Source organism: Escherichia albertii NBRC 107761 = DSM 17582, from assembly GCF_000759775.1.
Lineage (GTDB): Bacteria > Pseudomonadota > Gammaproteobacteria > Enterobacterales > Enterobacteriaceae > Escherichia > Escherichia albertii.
Window position 1 is genome coordinate 18,459 of the sequence record NZ_BBMY01000016.1, and the last position, 18,611, is coordinate 37,069.

15 protein-coding genes and 4 pseudogenes are annotated in these 18,611 nt (G+C 46.4%); 14 read left to right on the forward strand and 5 right to left on the reverse strand.

The window, feature by feature from the left end; genetic code table 11:
• Positions 1–2: 2 nt before the first annotated feature.
• On the reverse strand, positions 3–761 hold the full coding sequence (gene tam, locus EA14781_RS04715) for a trans-aconitate 2-methyltransferase (RefSeq protein ID WP_001286532.1): 759 nt from the start codon (positions 759–761) through the stop codon (positions 3–5).
• 417 nt (positions 762–1,178) lie between these two features.
• Here tam and EA14781_RS04720 point away from each other — a divergent pair, with 417 nt between their 5' ends.
• Together EA14781_RS04720 and EA14781_RS04725 are read left to right on the forward strand one after the other, a co-directional pair.
• Positions 1,179–1,400 (forward strand): type II toxin-antitoxin system Phd/YefM family antitoxin, encoded by a 222-nt coding sequence (locus tag EA14781_RS04720; RefSeq protein WP_001195490.1) that lies wholly within the window; start codon positions 1,179–1,181, stop codon positions 1,398–1,400.
• Complete coding sequence (locus EA14781_RS04725) at positions 1,397–1,783, forward strand: type II toxin-antitoxin system death-on-curing family toxin (RefSeq protein ID WP_000638401.1); 387 nt, start codon at positions 1,397–1,399, stop codon at positions 1,781–1,783. The genes EA14781_RS04720 and EA14781_RS04725 overlap by 4 nt, the downstream gene beginning before the upstream one ends.
• A gap of 79 nt (positions 1,784–1,862) precedes the next feature.
• Here the strand turns inward: EA14781_RS04725 and EA14781_RS24135 are convergent.
• From EA14781_RS24135 to EA14781_RS22705, 3 genes and pseudogenes are all read right to left on the reverse strand, one after another.
• Positions 1,863–2,408, reverse strand: a pseudogene (locus tag EA14781_RS24135) (autotransporter outer membrane beta-barrel domain-containing protein); the annotation flags it as partial.
• Between the two features lies 1 nt (position 2,409).
• Entirely contained in the window at positions 2,410–2,835 is a 426-nt protein-coding gene (locus EA14781_RS04735) for a hypothetical protein (RefSeq protein ID WP_024164793.1), read from the reverse strand.
• Entirely contained in the window at positions 2,795–3,157 is a 363-nt protein-coding gene (locus EA14781_RS22705) for an ESPR-type extended signal peptide-containing protein (protein WP_071586018.1), read from the reverse strand. Before EA14781_RS22705 ends, EA14781_RS04735 begins: the two co-directional genes overlap by 41 nt.
• A 697-nt stretch (positions 3,158–3,854) precedes the next feature.
• Between EA14781_RS22705 and EA14781_RS04740 the strand changes: the two genes are divergently transcribed.
• The 7 genes and pseudogenes from EA14781_RS04740 to EA14781_RS25615 form a co-directional block, all read left to right on the forward strand.
• Positions 3,855–5,537: a sulfatase-like hydrolase/transferase gene (locus EA14781_RS04740; RefSeq protein WP_024164794.1), complete on the forward strand. Its 1,683-nt coding sequence runs from the start codon at positions 3,855–3,857 to the stop codon at positions 5,535–5,537.
• Between the two features lie 53 nt (positions 5,538–5,590).
• Positions 5,591–6,751 (forward strand): anaerobic sulfatase maturase, encoded by a 1,161-nt coding sequence (locus EA14781_RS04745; protein ID WP_000558513.1) that lies wholly within the window; start codon positions 5,591–5,593, stop codon positions 6,749–6,751.
• A gap of 246 nt (positions 6,752–6,997) precedes the next feature.
• Positions 6,998–8,398 carry a glutamate decarboxylase gene (gene gad / locus EA14781_RS04755; RefSeq protein ID WP_000358831.1) on the forward strand — a complete coding sequence of 467 codons (1,401 nt, stop codon included), beginning with the start codon at positions 6,998–7,000 and terminating at the stop codon, positions 8,396–8,398.
• 158 nt (positions 8,399–8,556) lie between these two features.
• Complete coding sequence (gene gadC / locus EA14781_RS04760) at positions 8,557–10,092, forward strand: acid resistance gamma-aminobutyrate antiporter GadC (RefSeq protein WP_000246030.1); 1,536 nt, start codon at positions 8,557–8,559, stop codon at positions 10,090–10,092.
• 131 nt (positions 10,093–10,223) lie between these two features.
• Positions 10,224–11,543: a glycoside hydrolase family 10-like protein gene (locus tag EA14781_RS04770; RefSeq protein WP_000350413.1), complete on the forward strand. Its 1,320-nt coding sequence runs from the start codon at positions 10,224–10,226 to the stop codon at positions 11,541–11,543.
• 347 nt (positions 11,544–11,890) lie between these two features.
• Positions 11,891–12,946 (forward strand): annotated as a pseudogene (locus tag EA14781_RS25610) (diguanylate cyclase domain-containing protein); the annotation flags it as partial.
• Positions 12,945–13,973: pseudogene (locus EA14781_RS25615) on the forward strand (EAL domain-containing protein); the annotation flags it as partial. The pseudogenes EA14781_RS25610 and EA14781_RS25615, both read left to right, overlap by 2 nt.
• Here EA14781_RS25615 and osmC read toward each other — a convergent pair.
• A pseudogene (gene osmC, locus EA14781_RS04790) lies at positions 13,970–14,326 on the reverse strand (peroxiredoxin OsmC); the annotation flags it as partial. The pseudogenes EA14781_RS25615 and osmC sit on opposite strands and share 4 nt — an antisense overlap.
• A gap of 266 nt (positions 14,327–14,592) precedes the next feature.
• Between osmC and sra the strand changes: the two are divergent.
• The 5 genes from sra (at position 14,593) to EA14781_RS04815 (ending at position 18,477) form a co-directional block, all read left to right on the forward strand.
• Positions 14,593–14,730: a stationary-phase-induced ribosome-associated protein gene (sra, locus tag EA14781_RS04795; RefSeq protein ID WP_000841562.1), complete on the forward strand. Its 138-nt coding sequence runs from the start codon at positions 14,593–14,595 to the stop codon at positions 14,728–14,730.
• Between the two features lie 156 nt (positions 14,731–14,886).
• Positions 14,887–16,584, forward strand: a complete 1,698-nt coding sequence (gene maeA / locus EA14781_RS04800; RefSeq protein WP_000433443.1) for a malate dehydrogenase — start codon at positions 14,887–14,889, stop codon at positions 16,582–16,584.
• Positions 16,585–16,718: 134 nt separating this feature from the next.
• Positions 16,719–17,729 (forward strand): alcohol dehydrogenase AdhP, encoded by a 1,011-nt coding sequence (adhP, locus tag EA14781_RS04805; RefSeq protein WP_000642386.1) that lies wholly within the window; start codon positions 16,719–16,721, stop codon positions 17,727–17,729.
• A gap of 185 nt (positions 17,730–17,914) precedes the next feature.
• Positions 17,915–18,193, forward strand: a complete 279-nt coding sequence (locus EA14781_RS04810) for a type II toxin-antitoxin system RelE/ParE family toxin (RefSeq protein ID WP_000605676.1) — start codon at positions 17,915–17,917, stop codon at positions 18,191–18,193.
• Entirely contained in the window at positions 18,193–18,477 is a 285-nt protein-coding gene (locus tag EA14781_RS04815) for a HigA family addiction module antitoxin (protein WP_000781370.1), read from the forward strand. Before EA14781_RS04810 ends, EA14781_RS04815 begins: the two co-directional genes overlap by 1 nt.
• Positions 18,478–18,611 lie beyond the last annotated feature (134 nt).

The following is an 18,611-nucleotide window of genomic DNA, read 5'->3' on the forward strand; positions in this document are numbered from 1 at the left end:
TTTTATTCTGTACGTCGGGCAACAACAAACAGCCGCGGAAATGCCAGCAGTATCTGCCCGTTCTCCTGCAGCGGATACTGCTCCTCCAGCATCTGATGGTAGCGTTCAAGAAAATGCTGTTGTTCGCTCTCGGTCAAATCCTGCAACCATGGACGTAAGCCAGTGGCGGTGACCCAATCAATAATCGCCTGGTGTGAGGGCATTTGGTGATAGTAGGTCGTTCGCCAGACATCAACTTCGCACCCAGCTTCGCTCAGAATATCGTAATAGGCATGAACGCCAGCCAGTGGTTCACGTCCTCGATCTGGATAGTTTTGCTCCCAGGCTATCTCACGCATTAATACATGGGTCGGCTCCAGCCAGTTATCTGGCATCTGCACAGCCAGCACGCCATGCGGAGCCAGTAACGAAACCAGACGGGGAAAGAGTTCATAATGATCGGGCAGCCATTGTAACGAAGCATTGGCGAAAATAAGTTCAGGTGAGCGTTCAGGTTGCCAGTCGCGAATATCTGTTTCTACAAACTCACATTGCGGTAAAGCTATACGAGCTTCAGCAATCATCGCCGGAGATGAATCAATGCCTGTAATCCTGGCTGCTGGCCAGCGTTGATACAACAGGGCGCTGCTATTACCGGGACCACAGCCGATATCGGCAATTTGCCAGACATTTTCCAGTGGGATTCTGGCAAGCAACTCCGTTGCTGGACGCAATCGTTCGGCGGCGAAGTGCATATATAAAGCAGGATTCCAGTCAGACATGCTTTTACTCCTGTCAGCGCGTTATCCAAAGTGTAGATAGAAACTTACTGCCATGCATTTTATCAACGGCGTAATTCATCGACCGATGACACCATAATGATGAAGAAGGATTTGTACTGGAGGAAAAGCTCTGAGGGACTAATGATAACCAGAACAAATGGCGGCACAAAGCGCTGGATTCTGCCTGACTATCTTTTGGTGCGCATAATTTATATTATGTTAAATATCACTTACTATCCATATCATTTGCCGCCCATGGTCAACCAGGCCGTTACCCGTTTGATATGTTGGCGATATCCCCTTCTTGATTAGATGAATACGTCGGCGCTGAGTGATTGGCGAAATACACTCACCTATCAGCGCAGAGGTGATGTACAATTAAAGCGTACACCTTAATGGTACAATTCAGGAGAAGACATGCAAACTTACACTTCCACACAAGCCAGAGCCAATATTGCCACTGTACTGGATACCGCGTTGAATGGTGAGCCAGTTGAAATCACCCGTCGCGACGGCAGCTCAGCCGTGCTCATTAGTAAAGCCGCATTCGAGGCGTATCAAAATGCGAAACTGGACGCGGAATTTGATGCCATCATGCAACGTCATGAACACACAATTGAAGCGTTGACTGATCGATGATTTGGGTCAGTGCACAGGAGGTCATTGCCTTCCACGATCGAATTTTGCAACGTTTTCCCGGTGTGGCGGGCCTGACTGACCCCGGCAGAGCACAGGCGTTGATTTATCGCGTGCAGAATCGTGTTCACTACGAGGGCGTTACTGACCTGTTTGAACTGGCAGCAACCTACTGGGTTGCCATCGCTCGCGGTCACATCTTTCATGATGGTAATAAACGTACCGCATTTTTCGTTACTATGACCTTTCTTTGGCGCAATGGCATCCGTATCCGTGACGTTGATAACTCGCTGGAGAACCTGACTGTCGAAGCGGCTACCGGAGAAAAAACGGTCGGTCAATTAGCGCGATGTTTACGTGAACGAGTGGATAGTTCCGGGAATTAATGGCAGAAACTCTCCCTGCTTACCAATATTTCAAATTCAAAGAGGACCTCGGACATCCCGAAGCCCTCCTGAATGAATACTACCAACTGTATTTCCCCCTAACATTCCCTGCGTATCACTGTAGCCTTTATCACCAATTTGCACGCCGACATTTCCCCACATCGCAAGATTGTTATTCAGTTTCGCCTCTACGCCGGTACGCAATTCGGCCAGATGGCGGCTTCCTTCGCGGCTAATCTTCGTGCCGTTCATTTTTACCGCATACACCTCACTGTTGTAGATAACCAGCTTCCAGTGAGGCCGTAAAACCACGTGAACGGTAGCTGTCTCCCTGACGATGATCGGACTCCACTGTATTGTTGAACCAGTTATACAGTACCCAACTATCTACATATGCCCCTACTTTGTCGGCGTCGTTCTGATACCAGGTGCCGTACATCCCCACGCTATAACCATCAATACGTCCATCCGAGTGGTAACCTACGCGTTCATTTCGGGTATTACTGTGTTCATTGGCATACCCTCCCATGATACCTAAATGCCAGCGATCCTGACTGTTGCCGTTCCACTGTGCCAGGTCCCCGCCCAGTTGTACAACATAACGGTTGCTTTGCGTTTTAAGTTGATCACTGCAGCATGGCATGGGTTAATGTAACAGTATTTGCCTTTTCAAGGATGAATGTGCTCCTGTCCATTTCTGTAATGCCGGTGAAAGCATTACCTGTAGAATCCATAAAGGTATAAATTTTATTAGTGGAAGACAGATTGACATTTAATATCCCGCTCCCGGATAGCATATTTTTAAAGCGAAAGTTATCATTCTCAGAGTTTGCTGCATCTATTTGTAACTTGCCATTCTGTGAGATGATAACCTTACTGATTCCAAGGCCATCATCGCCATTTTCAGAATGAGAAGCAATGGTCAGAATACCGCCATTTATATTAGTGTAACCGTCGTAAATGTTATTACCTGTAAAAATGGTATGGCCTGCGTCATGAATAATAGCTGTATCAGCAATTAGTTCCCTGACCAATAACAGATGAACTGGCATCACTCACTGATGCAACGATCTTTGTGCCAATATTAAGCGTGCCGCTGGCGTTTGCTCCAACGATATAACCTGCATAGCTCTTATTTTCATCGAAAGTGTACTCTCCATTAAATGTCGTAGCAGCCAATGTCGATGAAGATAATCCCAGCGTGATAATTAATGTAATCTGCTGCAGTTGAGGATAGCGATTATGTTTTTTATTTAACTCCGATCGCCCTGAAAGAGTTAAAGCAAAGGATTGAGTCATTCTTTTTGTTAATTCAGAGCAAACCTGGTATACGCCCAGCGTATGGTTCCATATAACGCGGTAGATAGTGTTCATGAGTAATACTCCTTGTCCAGTTATATTTATCTCATTCGCTTCTCGCCACTCTCATCAGATTTATCGTTTTCATACAGCTAAAGTGAGTGTTGCAATGGTTAAACAAAACGTCAACGGGTCAACAAAGCCCGACGACGATAAAGACACGTTGATATATTTTCATATAACAACATTTATCTTATTGGATGTTATTAGTTTTGAGAGCAAGCAAGCAGTCGTAGCGCCAGGAGTTCAGATAATTAGTGTTTTTATAAGATTTTTACAAAAATAAAAAATGATTTTTTATTTATTTATTTAAACGGCACAAATAGATAAAGCATAATCGTAAGGTGAAATGTACTTACCGGGTATGAAATCTGTTTTATAAATAACTCAGAAATAAAGTGATTGATTTATAACATGATAACAATCACAAAATTATTGCAACTGGATCGCCAATTGCACCATATTTTGTGATGTGCCAAAGTTACCATTACAGATGATATTAACAAGAACCAAATATTTTCAATGAGATAGTTATTTAGCAGCCAGAATTTACTCTGTATAAATCTGAGATTTGTCAACATATTCAGGCCTCTGATTCCCTCTTTTTTTGGTGTTATCTGTTGTACTTTATTGTGACTTACTTCACTTACACTTACTTATTTTTCTTCATAAAATTACCTGTAGGTTAAATACAATAAGAAGAGGAAATATTATGAAGTCTGTACTGAAGAAAAGTGTTATAAGCACGTCAGTATCTTTAATACTGGCATCTGGTATGACCGCATTTGCCGCTCATGCAGCAGATGATGTAAAGCTGAAAGCAACCAAGACCAACGTTGCTTTCTCTGATTTTACACCGACAGAATACAGCACTAAAGGTAAGCCAAATATTATCGTATTGACCATGGATGATCTGGGCTATGGGCAACTGCCATTTGATAAAAGCTCTTTTGATCCTAAAACAATGGAAAACCGGGAAGTTGTCGATACCTACAAAATAGGTATTGATAAAGCCATTGAGGCCGCAAAAAAATCGACACCGACCCTGCTTTCGCTAATGGATGAAGGTGTACGATTTACCAACGGTTATGTCGCTCATGGAGTTTCTGGTCCTTCACGCGCAGCGATTATGACAGGACGTGCGCCTGCTCGTTTTGGCGTTTACTCAAATACTGATGCTCAGGATGGTATTCCTCTGAGTGAAACTTTTCTGCCGGAATTATTCCAGAATCATGGTTATTACACTGCGGCAGTGGGTAAATGGCACTTATCAAAAATCAATAATGTCCCGGTTCCTGAAGATAAACAAACACGGGATTATCATGACAACTTCACCACATTTTCAGCAGAAGAGTGGCAACCGCAAAATCGCGGCTTCGATTATTTTATGGGGTTCCATGCCGCGGGAACCGCTTACTATAACTCCCCTTCACTGTTTAAAAACCGTGAACGAATTCCCGCTAAAGGCTATATCAGCGATCAGTTAACGGATGAGGCTATTGGTGTTGTCGATCGTGCCAAAACGCTCGACCAGCCGTTTATGCTTTATCTGGCTTATAATGCGCCGCATTTACCCAATGACAACCCTGCCCCCGATCAGTATCAGAAACAGTTTAATACCGGCAGCCAAACTGCGGATAACTACTATGCATCAGTTTATTCTGTTGATCAGGGCGTAAAACGTATTCTGGAACAGTTGAAAAAAAATGGTCAGTACGACAATACCATTATTCTCTTTACTTCCGATAACGGGGCGGTTATCGATGGCCCACTGCCGCTGAATGGCGCGCAAAAAGGCTATAAGAGTCAGACCTATCCCGGAGGAACGCATACGCCGATGTTTATGTGGTGGAAAGGCAAACTCCAGCCGGGGACTTATGACAAGTTAATTTCCGCAATGGATTTTTACCCTACTGCTCTTGATGCTGCAGATATCTCCATTCCCAAAAATCTCAAACTTGATGGGGTTTCACTACTTCCCTGGTTGCAAAATAAAAAGCAAGGTGAACCACATAAGAACTTAACCTGGGTAACCTCTTATTCTCACTGGTTCGATGAAGAAAATATTCCTTTCTGGAATAACTACCACAAATTCGTCCGCCATGAATCAGATGAATACCCACATAACCCAAACACCGAAGATTTGAGCCAGTTCTCTTATACGGTAAGAAATAATGATTACTCTCTCGTATATACCGTAGAGAATAACCAGTTAGGTTTGTACAAACTCACCGATCTCCAGCAAAAAGATAATCTTGCAGCAGCCAATCCGCAAGTTGTTAAAGAGATGCAAGGCGTGGTGAGTGAGTTTATCAACAGCAGTAAACCGCCGCTTAGTCAGGTGAACCAGGAGAAATTTAATAATATTAAGAAAGCGCTAAGTGAAGCGAAATAACTAAACCTTTACGCGGCAGAGATCGCTCTGCCGCCTTAATGAGTGAGATAGCAATGCACGTAACAGCCAAGCCTTCCAGTTTTCAATGTAATCTCAAATGCGATTACTGTTTTTATCTTGAAAAAGAAGCCCAGTTTTCACATGAAAAATGGATGGATGATCACACGCTGAAAGAATTTATTAAACAATACATCACAGCTTCAGGCGATCAGGTCTATTTCACCTGGCAAGGCGGTGAGCCCACTCTGGCTGGTCTGGATTTTTTCCAAAAAGTTATTCATTATCAGCAATGCTATGCTGGTACAAAGCGTATACATAATGCATTACAAACCAATGGAATATTATTGAATAATGACTGGTGCGCTTTTTTGAAAGCACATCAATTTTTAGTCGGTATCTCTATCGATGGCCCAGAGGAACTTCATGATCGTTACAGACGAAGTAATTCTGGCAATGGCACATTTACGAAAGTCATGGCGGCTATTGAGCGTTTAAAAAGTTATCAGGTTGAATTCAACACATTAACTGTCATCAACAATATCAACGTTCATCACCCTCTTGACGTTTATAATTTCTTGAAATCCATCGGCAGCAAGCATATGCAGTTTATCGAGTTGCTGGAAACAGGAACGCCGAATATCGATTTCAGTGGTCGTGCCGAAAATATATTTCATATCGTTGATTTTTCTGTTCCCCCCACTGCCTATGGCAAGTTTATGTCAGCTATTTTTATGGAATGGGTAAATAATGATGTTGGTAATATATTTATCCGCCAGTTTGAAAGTTTTGTTAGTCGATTCCTCGGGAATGGGCATACAAGCTGCATTTTTCAGGAGTCCTGCAAAGATAATCTGGTCGTAGAAAGCAATGGTGATATTTATGAATGCGACCATTTTGTCTATCCGCAATATAAAGTGGGTAACATTAACAACGCAGAACTCATTACGATGACCAGCACGAAGCTAACTGCGCAGAAAAAATTAATCTCGACAAGATGTCAACACTGTGTATACAAACCAATATGTAACGGTGGATGTCCAAAACATCGCATAACCAAAGTGAATAATGAGACGGTTTCATATTTTTGCGAAGGTTATAAAATTCTTTTTTCAACAATGGTGCCTTATTTGAATGCCATTGTAGAGTTAGCTAAAAACAAAGTGCCTCTTTATTATGTTATGGATGTAGCAAAGCAAATGCACGGTAATAAATAACCTTATTTAGACTTTATCGCTTGGTGATAAATATCGCCAGGCATAATGACTCAACGTTATAGCAACATATTCAAACAGTTGGCTTTTGTAATCCCCTCGCCTTGTCTCGATAATTTTTACATTTTTATTCTCAATAACAAAATAAGCTTAGGATTTTGTTATTTAATTACAAAGCCAATGCGCTTGCTTACCTTATCGATAAATCCTACTTTTTTAATGAGATCCAATCATTTTAAGGAGTTTGAAATGGATAAGAAGCAAGTAATGGATTTAAGATCAGAGCTGCTTGACTCACGTTTTGGTACGAAATCTATTTCCACTATCGCGGAGTCTAAACGTTTTCCGCTGCATGAAATGCGAGAAGATGTCGCATTCCAAATTATCAATGATGAATTATATCTGGATGGTAATGCCCGACAGAACCTCGCTACATTTTGTCAGACCTGGGACGACGAAAATGTGCATAAATTGATGGATCTGTCGATTAATAAGAACTGGATCGATAAAGAAGAATATCCACAATCTGCCGCCATTGATCTGCGTTGTGTAAACATGGTTGCCGACCTGTGGCATGCGCCTGCGCCGAAAAATGGTCAGGCCGTTGGCACCAACACCATTGGTTCTTCCGAAGCCTGTATGCTCGGCGGCATGGCGATGAAATGGCGTTGGCGCAAACGTATGGAAGCTGCGGGTAAACCAACGGATAAACCCAACCTGGTGTGCGGCCCGGTACAAATCTGCTGGCATAAATTCGCCCGCTACTGGGATGTGGAACTGCGCGAGATCCCTATGCGTCCCGGTCAGTTATTTATGGATCCGAAACGCATGATTGAAGCCTGCGACGAAAACACCATCGGCGTGGTGCCGACCTTCGGCGTGACTTACACCGGTAATTATGAATTCCCGCAACCGCTGCATGATGCGCTGGATAAATTCCAGGCCGATACCGGTATTGATATCGACATGCATATCGACGCCGCCAGCGGAGGCTTCCTTGCGCCGTTTGTCGCCCCGGATATCGTCTGGGACTTCCGTCTGCCGCGTGTGAAATCCATCAGCGCTTCGGGCCATAAATTCGGCCTTGCCCCACTGGGCTGCGGCTGGGTTATCTGGCGTGACGAAGAGGCGCTGCCGAAAGAACTGGTGTTCAACGTTGACTATCTTGGCGGTCAGATAGGGACTTTCGCCATCAACTTCTCCCGCCCGGCGGGTCAGGTGATTGCCCAGTACTATGAATTTCTGCGCCTCGGCCGTGAAGGTTACACCAAAGTGCAGAATGCCTCTTATCAGGTTGCCACCTACCTGGCGGATGAAATAGCCAAACTGGGGCCGTATGAGTTCATCTGCACCGGTCGCCCGGATGAAGGTATTCCGGCGGTCTGCTTCAGGCTGAAAGACGGAGAAGATCCGGGGTATACCCTGTATGACCTTTCTGAACGTCTGCGCCTGCGCGGCTGGCAGGTTCCGGCCTTCGCCCTCAGCGGTGAAGCCTCTGACATCGTGGTGATGCGCATTATGTGTCGTCGTGGTTTCGAAATGGACTTTGCTGAGCTGTTGCTGGAAGACTACAAGGCTTCTCTGAAATACCTCAGCGATCACCCGAAACTGCAGGGTATTGCGCAACAGAACAGCTTTAAACATACCTGATAACGTTTAAACAGTAACGGCGCCCCGGGCCGACATCTTGTCCCGGGGCAAACTCCAAAGTCTGTTCACTGGCATTAGCAATGAAAAATATTGCGCTGAATACGCTTCAGAACAAGACAGGTGCGGTTCCGACAGGAGTTCCGTTTTAAGGGGATAATATGGCTACATCAGTACAGACAGGTAAAGCAAAGCAGCTAACATTACTCGGCTTCTTCGCCATTACGGCATCGATGGTCATGGCTGTTTATGAATACCCAACTTTCGCAACATCCGGCTTTTCACTGGTCTTCTTTCTGTTGTTAGGCGGGATTTTGTGGTTTATTCCGGTCGGCCTTTGCGCGGCGGAAATGGCCACCGTGGAAGGCTGGGAAGAAGGCGGCGTATTCGCATGGGTATCAAATACTCTGGGGTTAAAATGGGGCTTTGCGGCCATTTCATTTGGCTACCTACAAATCGCCATCGGCTTCATTCCAATGCTCTATTTTGTGTTAGGGGCGCTCTCCTATATCCTGAAATGGCCAGCGCTAAATGACGATCCCATCACCAAAACTATTGCGGCACTCATTATTTTGTGGGCGCTGGCATTCACGCAGTTTGGTGGTACGAAATATACCGCGCGAATCGCCAAAGTTGGCTTCTTCTCCGGGATCCTGCTACCAGCATTTATTTTGATTGCATTAGCGGCGATTTATCTGCACTCCGGTGCGTCGGTTGCTATCGAAATGGATGCGAAAACCTTCTTCCCTGATTTCTCTAAAGTTGGCACGTTAGTGGTGTTCGTTGCCTTTATTCTCAGTTACATGGGGGTCGAAGCATCCGCGACACACGTCAATGAAATGAGTAACCCTGGGCGCGATTACCCGTTAGCGATGCTGCTATTGATGGTGGCGGCAATCTGCTTAAGTTCAGTAGGCGGTTTGTCCATTGCGATGGTCATTCCTGGAAATGAAATCAACCTCTCCGCCGGGGTAATGCAAACCTTCACAGTTCTGATATCTCATGTAGCACCAGGAGTTGAGTGGACGGTTCGCGTCATATCAGCACTACTGCTGTTGGGCGTTCTGGCGGAAATCGCTTCCTGGATTGTTGGCCCTTCTCGCGGTATGTACGTCACCGCACAGAAAAACCTGCTGCCAGCCAACTTCGCCAAAATGAACAAAAATGGCGTGCCGGTAACACTGGTTATTTCTCAACTGGTGATTACCTCTATTGCGTTGATTATCCTCACCAATACCGGTGGTGGTAATAACATGTCCTTCCTGATTGCGCTGGCGCTTACCGTCGTGATTTATCTGTGCGCTTATTTCATGCTGTTTATTGGCTACATTGTGTTAGTCATTAAACATCCTGATTTAAAACGCACATTTAATATCCCGGGCGGTAAAGGCGTCAAACTGGTGGTAGCCATTGCTGGTCTGTTGACCTCAATTATGGCGTTTATCGTCTCGTTCCTGCCGCCGGATAATATCCAGGGTGACTCGACTGATATGTATGTCGAATTACTGGTGGTGAGTTTCCTGGTGGTACTTTCCCTGCCGTTTATTCTCTATGCCATCCACGATCGTAGAGGTAAAGCGAATACCGGTGTGACACTGGAGCCAATTAACAGCCAGAATGCGCCAAAAGGACATTTCTTTCTGCATCCCCGCGCACGTTCGCCCCACTATATTGTGATGGACGATAAGAAACACTAATCATGTCTGAGCAGTAATAAGATAAGGGAGCGATAATTAATCGCTCCCTTTTTCGTACCTGTTGTCGTATTGACTTGCCCCAGATAAGTACGAGAATGAGCAACACATCTGTTTACCGGAAACCAGCATATATGGATATCTGCTCCCGAAATGTGAAATTAGCGCTTAAAAAACCATCTGCACTCGTTGCACTGGCGCTTTTACTGTCTAGTTGTAAGAGCACTCCACCAACTTCAATGGTTACGCCACCCGCAACATCAAAGCCACCAGCGACAGCACAACAATCGTCGCAACCCATGCGCGGCATCTGGCTGGCGACGGTGTCCCGTCTCGACTGGCCTCCGGTTTCTTCTGTTAATATCAGTAACTCCACCAGCCGCATCCGTGTACAACAACAAGCGATGATCGATAAACTCGACCACTTGCAACGTCTCGGTATTAATACGGTTTTTTTCCAGGTAAAACCTGATGGCACTGCCCTTTGGCCATCAAAAATATTGCCGTGGTCCGATTTTATGACCGGAAAGATTGGAGAGGATCCGGGGTACGATCCGCTGCAATTTATGCTCGACGAAGCCCACAAGCGCGGGATGAAAGTACATGCCTGGTTTAACCCCTACCGTGTATCGGTCAATACTAAACCAGGTACGATCAGAGAATTAAATAGTACTCTGACGCAACAACCAGCCAGCGTCTATGTGCAACATCGTGACTGGATCAGAACTGCTGGCGACCGTTTTGTCCTCGACCCGGGTATCCCTGAAGTTCAGGACTGGATCACCAATATTGTTGCGGAAGTCGTTTCTCGTTACCCGATAGATGGCGTGCAATTCGACGACTATTTCTACACAGAATCACCGGGTTCGCTGCTTAACGATAACGAGACATACCGTAAATACGGAAGAGCCTTCGCCTCGAAGGCAGACTGGAGGCGCAACAATACCCAGCAATTAATCGCCAAAGTATCGCGCACCATTAAAAGCCTGAAACCGGAAGTCGAATTTGGCGTAAGCCCGGCGGGCGTTTGGCGTAATCGTTCACACGATCCGCGCGGTTCCGATACCCGAGGTGCAGCAGCCTATGATGAGTCCTATGCGGATACCCGCCGTTGGGTCGAACAGGGATTGCTGGATTATATTGCGCCGCAAATTTACTGGCCTTTCTCGCGGAGCGCCGCGCGTTATGACGTACTGGCAAAATGGTGGGCAGATGTGGTCAAACCGACCAAAACCAGGCTCTATATTGGTATCGCCTTCTATAAAGTTGGAGAACCTTCAAAAATGGAACCTGACTGGATGGTTAACGGCGGCGTGCCCGAACTGAAAAAGCAGCTCGATCTTAACGACGCGGTGCCAGAAATTAGCGGCACAATCTTGTTCCGCGAAGACTATCTGAATAAACCACAAACCCAGCAAGCCGTTAGTTACCTGCAAAGCCGCTGGGGAAGTTAACTCCGCCTTTTATCCTTTGAGCCATCGCCGGTGACTTAATCACCGGCTTCTCACCCAGCGAAAATTTTCCACTGATAATTCCCCCTCCTGTAAACATCAAACGACCATAACCCCTGATAAAAACGCATTAATATGAAAAACAAGGCGATATTTGCTACCACCAAAAAATAATTATGATGGGCTATACTCTTCAGAACAACAGTAGCGTAGATTAAAACCGTCTAACTCGTTTATTTCTTTTCATTATCGCTTCATATTCAGGAGAATATGATGTAGTAAGCCTGTCCATGTGTTGCGTTTCGTTTTTCGATTCCGTCTACTTTTCCAGTCGTATAAGGGGCTGAATTATGGAGATGTACTTTAAAAGAATGAAGGATGAGTGGACCGGGCTTGTCGAACAAGCGGATCCTCTCATTCGCGCCAAAGCCGCTGAAATTGCCGTTACGCACGCGCATTACTTAAGCATTGAGTTTTATCGTATTGTCCGTATTGACCCCCATGCAGAAGAGTTTCTGAGCAACGAACAGGTTGAAAAGCAACTTAAGAATGCAATGGAACACAGGATCATTAATGTGCTTTCTACTCAAGTTGATGATGTTGAACGACTTATACAAATCCAGCACACCGTCGCTGAAGTACATGCTCGTATTGGCATTCCGGTCGAAATTGTCGAAATGGGCTTTCGGGTATTAAAAAAAATTCTCTACCCGGTGATCTTCTCCTCTGATTATTCACCTGCAGAAAAACTTCAGGTCTACCATTTTTCGATCAACAGTATTGATATAGCCATGGAAGTGATGACTCGTGCATTTACCTTTAGCGACAGTAGTGCAGCAAAAGAAGATGAGAATTATCGCATCTTCTCATTACTGGAAAACGCCGAAGAAGAAAAAGAACGACAAATGGCCTCACTACTTTCATGGGAAATAGAAATTATCTACAAAGTTCTGCTGAATTCTGATTTAGGCGGTAGTTTACCGTTAAGTCAGGCCGATTTCGGTTTATGGTTTAACCACAAGGGCCGCCATTATTTTAGCGGTATTGCTGAAGTGGGTCATATCTCTCGTCTGGTGCAAGACTTTGATGGTATTTTTCAGCAAACCATGCGTAACAGTAAAAACCTTAGCAACAAAAGCTTGCGGGTAAAGTTTCTATTACAGATAAGAAATTCTGTTTCGCAAATTATCACCTTACTGCGCGAACTGTTCGAAGAGGTATCGCGCCACGAAGTTGGTATGGATGTGTTAACAAAATTGCTTAACCGTAGATTCCTGCCGACAATCTTCAAACGGGAAATCGCCCATGCCAACCGGAGCGGTACACCTTTGTCCGTGCTAATCATTGACGTCGATAAATTCAAAGAGATTAATGACACATGGGGACATAACACTGGCGATGATATTAAGCCTGGAGAGTGAAGTCAGCAACATTACGCTGATCGCCGATGAATTACGTAACATCATCAATAAACCCATTGTGATTGACGATAAGCTTTTTCCACTGACGTTAAGCATTGGCATCAGTTACGACATCGGTAAAAACCGCGACTACCTGCTTTCGACTGCCCATAATGCGATGGATTTTATTCGTAAAAGCGGTGGTAACGGCTGGCAATTCTTTAGCCCTGCGATGAATGAAATGGTGAAAGAACGGCTAATTCTGGGCGCGGCGCTGAAAGAAGCGATTAGCAACAACCAATTGAAACTGGTATATCAGCCGCAGATCTTTGCGGAGACCGGCGAACTGTACGGAATTGAAGCCCTCGCTCGCTGGTATGACCCGCAGCATGGTCATGTTCCCCCTTAACGGTTTATTCCTCTGGCAGAAGAAATTGGTGAAATCGAAAACATTGGCAACTGGGTCATCACTGAAGCTTGCCGCCAGCTGGCAGAGTGGCGTAGCCAGAATATCCATATTCCGGCGCTATCTGTAAATCTGTCAGCGCTGCATTTTCGCGATAATCAGCTACCCAATCAGGTCTCAGATGCGATGAAAGCCTGGGCGATTGATGGCCACCAGCTCACGGTGGAAATCACAGAAAGCATGATGATGGAACATGATACGGAGATCTTCAGACGTATTCAGATCCTGCGCGATATGGGAGTGGGTTTATCTGTCGATGATTTTGGTACCGGGTTTTCCGGCCTGTCTCGCTTAGTCAGTCTGCCAGTGACCGAAATCAAAATCGATAAAAGCTTTGTCGATCGCTGTCTGACGGAAAAACGCATTCGCGCGTTGCTGGAGGCCATTACAAGCATAGGGCAAAGTCTGAACTTAACGGCGGTAGCGGAAGGCGTGGAAACGAAAGAACAATTTGAGATGCTACGCAAGATTAACTGCCGCGTTATTCAGGGTTACTTCTTCTCACGCCCTTTACCTGCTGAAGAAATCCCAGCCTGGATTAGTCGCGCCTTGCCACTAAAAATTTGAATAATGCCGTCAAAAGTAGCGGCATCAATGCCCGGCACCGCAACGTCACTCTTCAATGCGATTTTGGTTATCGCAAAACCAGCATCAACCTTATCCAGCGAAACATCGGCAGTGGTATCAATTGACGTTGGTGTAAACCCGGCCTCTCCCAACATCAACGAAAGCGCCATTGAGAAACATGCCGCGTGGGCCGCACCAATCAGCTCTTCCGGGTTAGTTCCTTTTGCGCCTTCAAAACGAGTATTAAAACCATAGGGCTGTTGGTTCAGCACGCCACTTTCGGTGGAGACAGTCCCTTTACCGTGTTTGATGTCACCTTCCCAATGTGCCTGACCTTTCTTATGGATTGTCATTATTGCTCTCCTGTCGGCTTAAAAAGGAAATTATAGACCATCAGAGATACAGCAAGTGGATAAGCGGGATATTCCGAATAAAGTACAAAACCAGCGCTTTCAGTAACGACATCCTCAGTGATATCGGCCAGAAATATATGGTTAGCTGCCGGCAGCCTTCTCTTTAAACTGCTATGCTTGATAGGCAACCTGATTGAGGGGTTTAGCTCGTGTTGTCGCTACGGCGATATTGTCCTTAAAACTAGCAACAGGATTGAGGAGTAAAAATGAAATCTAACCGTCAGGCACGTCATATTCTTGGACAGGATCATAAAATTTCTAACCAGCGCAAAATAGTCACTGAAGGTGACAAAACCAGCGTGATAAATATCCCAACTGGCAGAAAACGCCACGCTGAAAAATAATGCTTAACAACCAGTCCTCAATGACGATTAAACACCATTGCCCGTGCAATGGTGTTTTTGTTTTTATCTGCTTTATACTTGTGGTCGATCCCCTGGCGGTAAAGCAAAGACGATAAAAGCGCGCCAGGGACGGATATTCAAAAAAGAGTGAGTGACATGGAACCAAAAACCAAAAAACAGCGTTCGCTTTATATTCCTTACGCTGGCCCTGTACTACTGGAATTTCCATTGTTGAACAAAGGTAGCGCCTTTAGTATGGAAGAACGCCGTAACTTCAACCTGCTGGGGTTACTGCCGGAAGTGGTCGAAACCATCGAAGAACAAGCAGAACGTGCGTGGATCCAGTATCAGGGATTCAAAACCGAAATCGACAAACACATTTACCTGCGTAATATTCAGGACACTAACGAAACCCTCTTCTACCGCCTGGTGAATAATCATCTTGATGAGATGATGCCCGTAATCTATACACCAACTGTCGGCGCGGCCTGTGAACGTTTTTCGGAGATCTACCGTCGTTCACGCGGTGTGTTTATCTCTTACCAGAACCGCCACCACATGGACGATATTCTGCAAAACGTGCCAAACCACAATATCAAAGTGATTGTAGTAACCGACGGTGAACGTATTCTGGGGCTTGGTGACCAGGGTATCGGCGGAATGGGCATTCCAATCGGTAAATTGTCGCTCTATACCGCCTGTGGCGGCATCAGCCCGGCGTATACGCTTCCGGTGGTACTGGACGTCGGTACTAACAACCAGCAACTGCTGAACGATCCGTTATATATGGGATGGCGTAATCCGCGTATCACCGACGACGAATACTATGAATTTGTTGATGAGTTTATCCAGGCAGTGAAACAACGCTGGCCGGACGTTCTGCTGCAATTTGAAGACTTTGCGCAAAAAAACGCGATGCCGCTGTTGAACCGCTATCGTAATGAAATTTGCTCCTTTAATGATGACATTCAGGGCACCGCAGCAGTAACAGTCGGTACGTTGATTGCTGCCAGCCGCGCGGCGGGTGGACAGTTAAGCGAGAAAAAAATTGTTTTCCTCGGCGCAGGTTCTGCTGGATGCGGCATTGCCGAAATGATCATCGCCCAGACCCAGCGCGAAGGATTAAGCGAAGAAGCAGCACGTCAGAAAGTCTTTATGGTGGATCGCTTTGGTCTGCTTACTGACAAAATGCCAAATCTGCTGCCTTTCCAGACCAAACTGGTGCAAAAGCGTGACAATCTCAGCACCTGGGATACCGAAAGCGATGTGCTGTCGTTGCTGGATGTCGTGCGTAATGTGAAACCGGATATTTTGATTGGTGTCTCCGGGCAGGCAGGACTGTTCACGGAAGAGATCATTCGCGAGATGCACAAGCATTGCCCGCGCCCGATCGTCATGCCGCTCTCTAACCCGACATCACGTGTTGAAGCTACGCCGCAGGACATTATTGCCTGGACTGAAGGCAACGCGCTGGTGGCTACAGGCAGCCCGTTCAATCCCGTCGTGTGGAAAGATAAAGTCTACCCTATCGCTCAGTGTAACAATGCTTTTATCTTCCCAGGCATTGGGCTTGGCGTTATAGCCTCCGGCGCATCGCGCATTACCGACGAGATGCTGATGTCAGCCAGCGAAACCCTGGCGCAGTATTCGCCGCTGGTACTGAACGGCGAAGGTCTGGTACTGCCGGAACTGAAAAACATTCAGAAAGTCTCTCGCGCAATTGCCTTTGCCGTTGGCAAAATGGCGCAACAACAAGGCGTGGCCGTGAAGACTTCCGCCGAAGCCTTACAACAAGCCATTGATGATAATTTCTGGACTGCTGAGTACCGCGATTACCGCCGCACCTCCATCTAAGTCTCCGCCCGGTGGTAAATGCTGCCGGGCAATTTTCCTCTCTCTTTTTCAGATCTCATCCATACTGGGTAGTGGCAAATAAATCTCATTTGCCTCATCTGTTATGCAGAACATCATCTCAAAAGGAGAAAACTATGAAGGCAGCGGTTGTTACGAAGGATCATCATGTTGACGTTACGGATAAAACGCTACGCTCGCTGAAACATGGCGAAGCTCTGTTGAAAATGGAATGCTGCGGCGTGTGTCACACCGACCTCCATGTCAAGAATGGCGATTTTGGTGATAAAACCGGCGTGATTCTGGGGCATGAAGGCATTGGTATTGTGACAGAGATCGGCCCGGGCGTGACCTCATTAAAGCCGGGCGATCGCGCAAGCGTAGCATGGTTCTACGAAGGATGTGGTCATTGCGAATACTGTAACAGCGGCAACGAAACGCTTTGCCGTTCGGTCAAAAATGCCGGATACAGCGTTGATGGCGGGATGGCTGAAGAGTGCATTGTGGTAGCCGATTACGCGGTAAAAGTGCCGGACGGCCTGGATTCCGCGGCAGCCAGCAGCATTACCTGCGCGGGCGTCACCACCTATAAAGCCGTAAAACTGTCAAAGATTCGTCCTGGGCAGTGGATTGCTATCTATGGGCTTGGCGGCCTGGGAAACCTCGCCCTGCAATACGCGAAAAATGTATTTAATGCCAAAGTGATCGCTATTGACGTTAATGATGAGCAACTGAAACTGGCAACAGAGATGGGCGCAGATCTGGCTATTAACTCACGTACCGAAGACGCCGCAAAAATTGTACAGGAGAAAGTCGGCGGCGCACACGCGGCGGTAGTAACGGCGGTGGCTAAAGCTGCATTTAACTCAGCGGTTGATGCTGTCCGTGCAGGCGGACGTGTTGTGGCAGTCGGTCTGCCGCCGGAATCCATGAGCCTGGATATTCCACGTCTGGTACTGGATGGCATTGAAGTGGTCGGTTCACTGGTTGGTACGCGTCAGGATTTAACCGAAGCCTTCCAATTTGCCGCCGAAGGTAAGGTTGTACCAAAAGTTGCCCTGCGTCCGTTAGCGGACATCAACACCATCTTTACCGAGATGGAAGAAGGCAAAATTCGCGGTCGTATGGTGATTGATTTCCGTCGCTAAACAACCTTTGCTGCGACTGTCCGGTTTGAGTCGCAGCCTGTTTTGCGAGACGCTTTCCGCAATTTAACTCATCTTCTTTTCCTCACTATCCTTTCCCCTCACAATTCGCGAAAACGTAGCGAAATTTGTTGCGCTGCACGGAACAATAGTGATAGTGTTCCTCTCGAAGGAACAAGGATGAAGAGATGATAATGAATTTCAGACACAAGGGATTGCGTGACTTGTTTCTTCTCGGCAAAACCTCCGGCGTTATACCGACGCAAGTCAAACGATTACGCCACCGACTCGCTGTGATTGATGCAGCAAGCTGTCTTGCTGATATCGATATGCCCGGTTACCGACTACACCCATTAAGCGGCGATCGCGATGGCATCTGGGCAATATCTGTATCAGGCAACTGGCGAATCACGTTTGAGTTCGTCAATGGCGATGCATACATACTGGATTACGAGGACTATCACTGATGAAAATGGCCAATCATCCCCGCCCGGGGGACATTATTCAGGAATCACTGGACGAACTGAACGTCAGCCTGCGCGAGTTTGCCAGAGCAATGGAAATTGCGCCCTCAACGGCAAGCCGACTGTTGACCGGAAAAGCGGCTTTGACGCCAGAAATGGCGATTAAACTTTCCGTGGTGATCGGCAGTTCGCCGCAAATGTGGCTGAATCTGCAAAATGCCTGGAGTCTGGCAGAGGCTGAGAAAACGGTGGATGTGTCGCGGTTGCGCCGTCTGGTTACGCAATAAAAAATGGCACCTTATAAAGCGCCATTTGAAACTGATGACAAACGCAACATTGCCTGATGCGCGACGCTTATCAGGCCTACACGTTTACTGCAATCTATTAGATTTGAACGGTTTGTAGGTCAGATAAGGCGTTC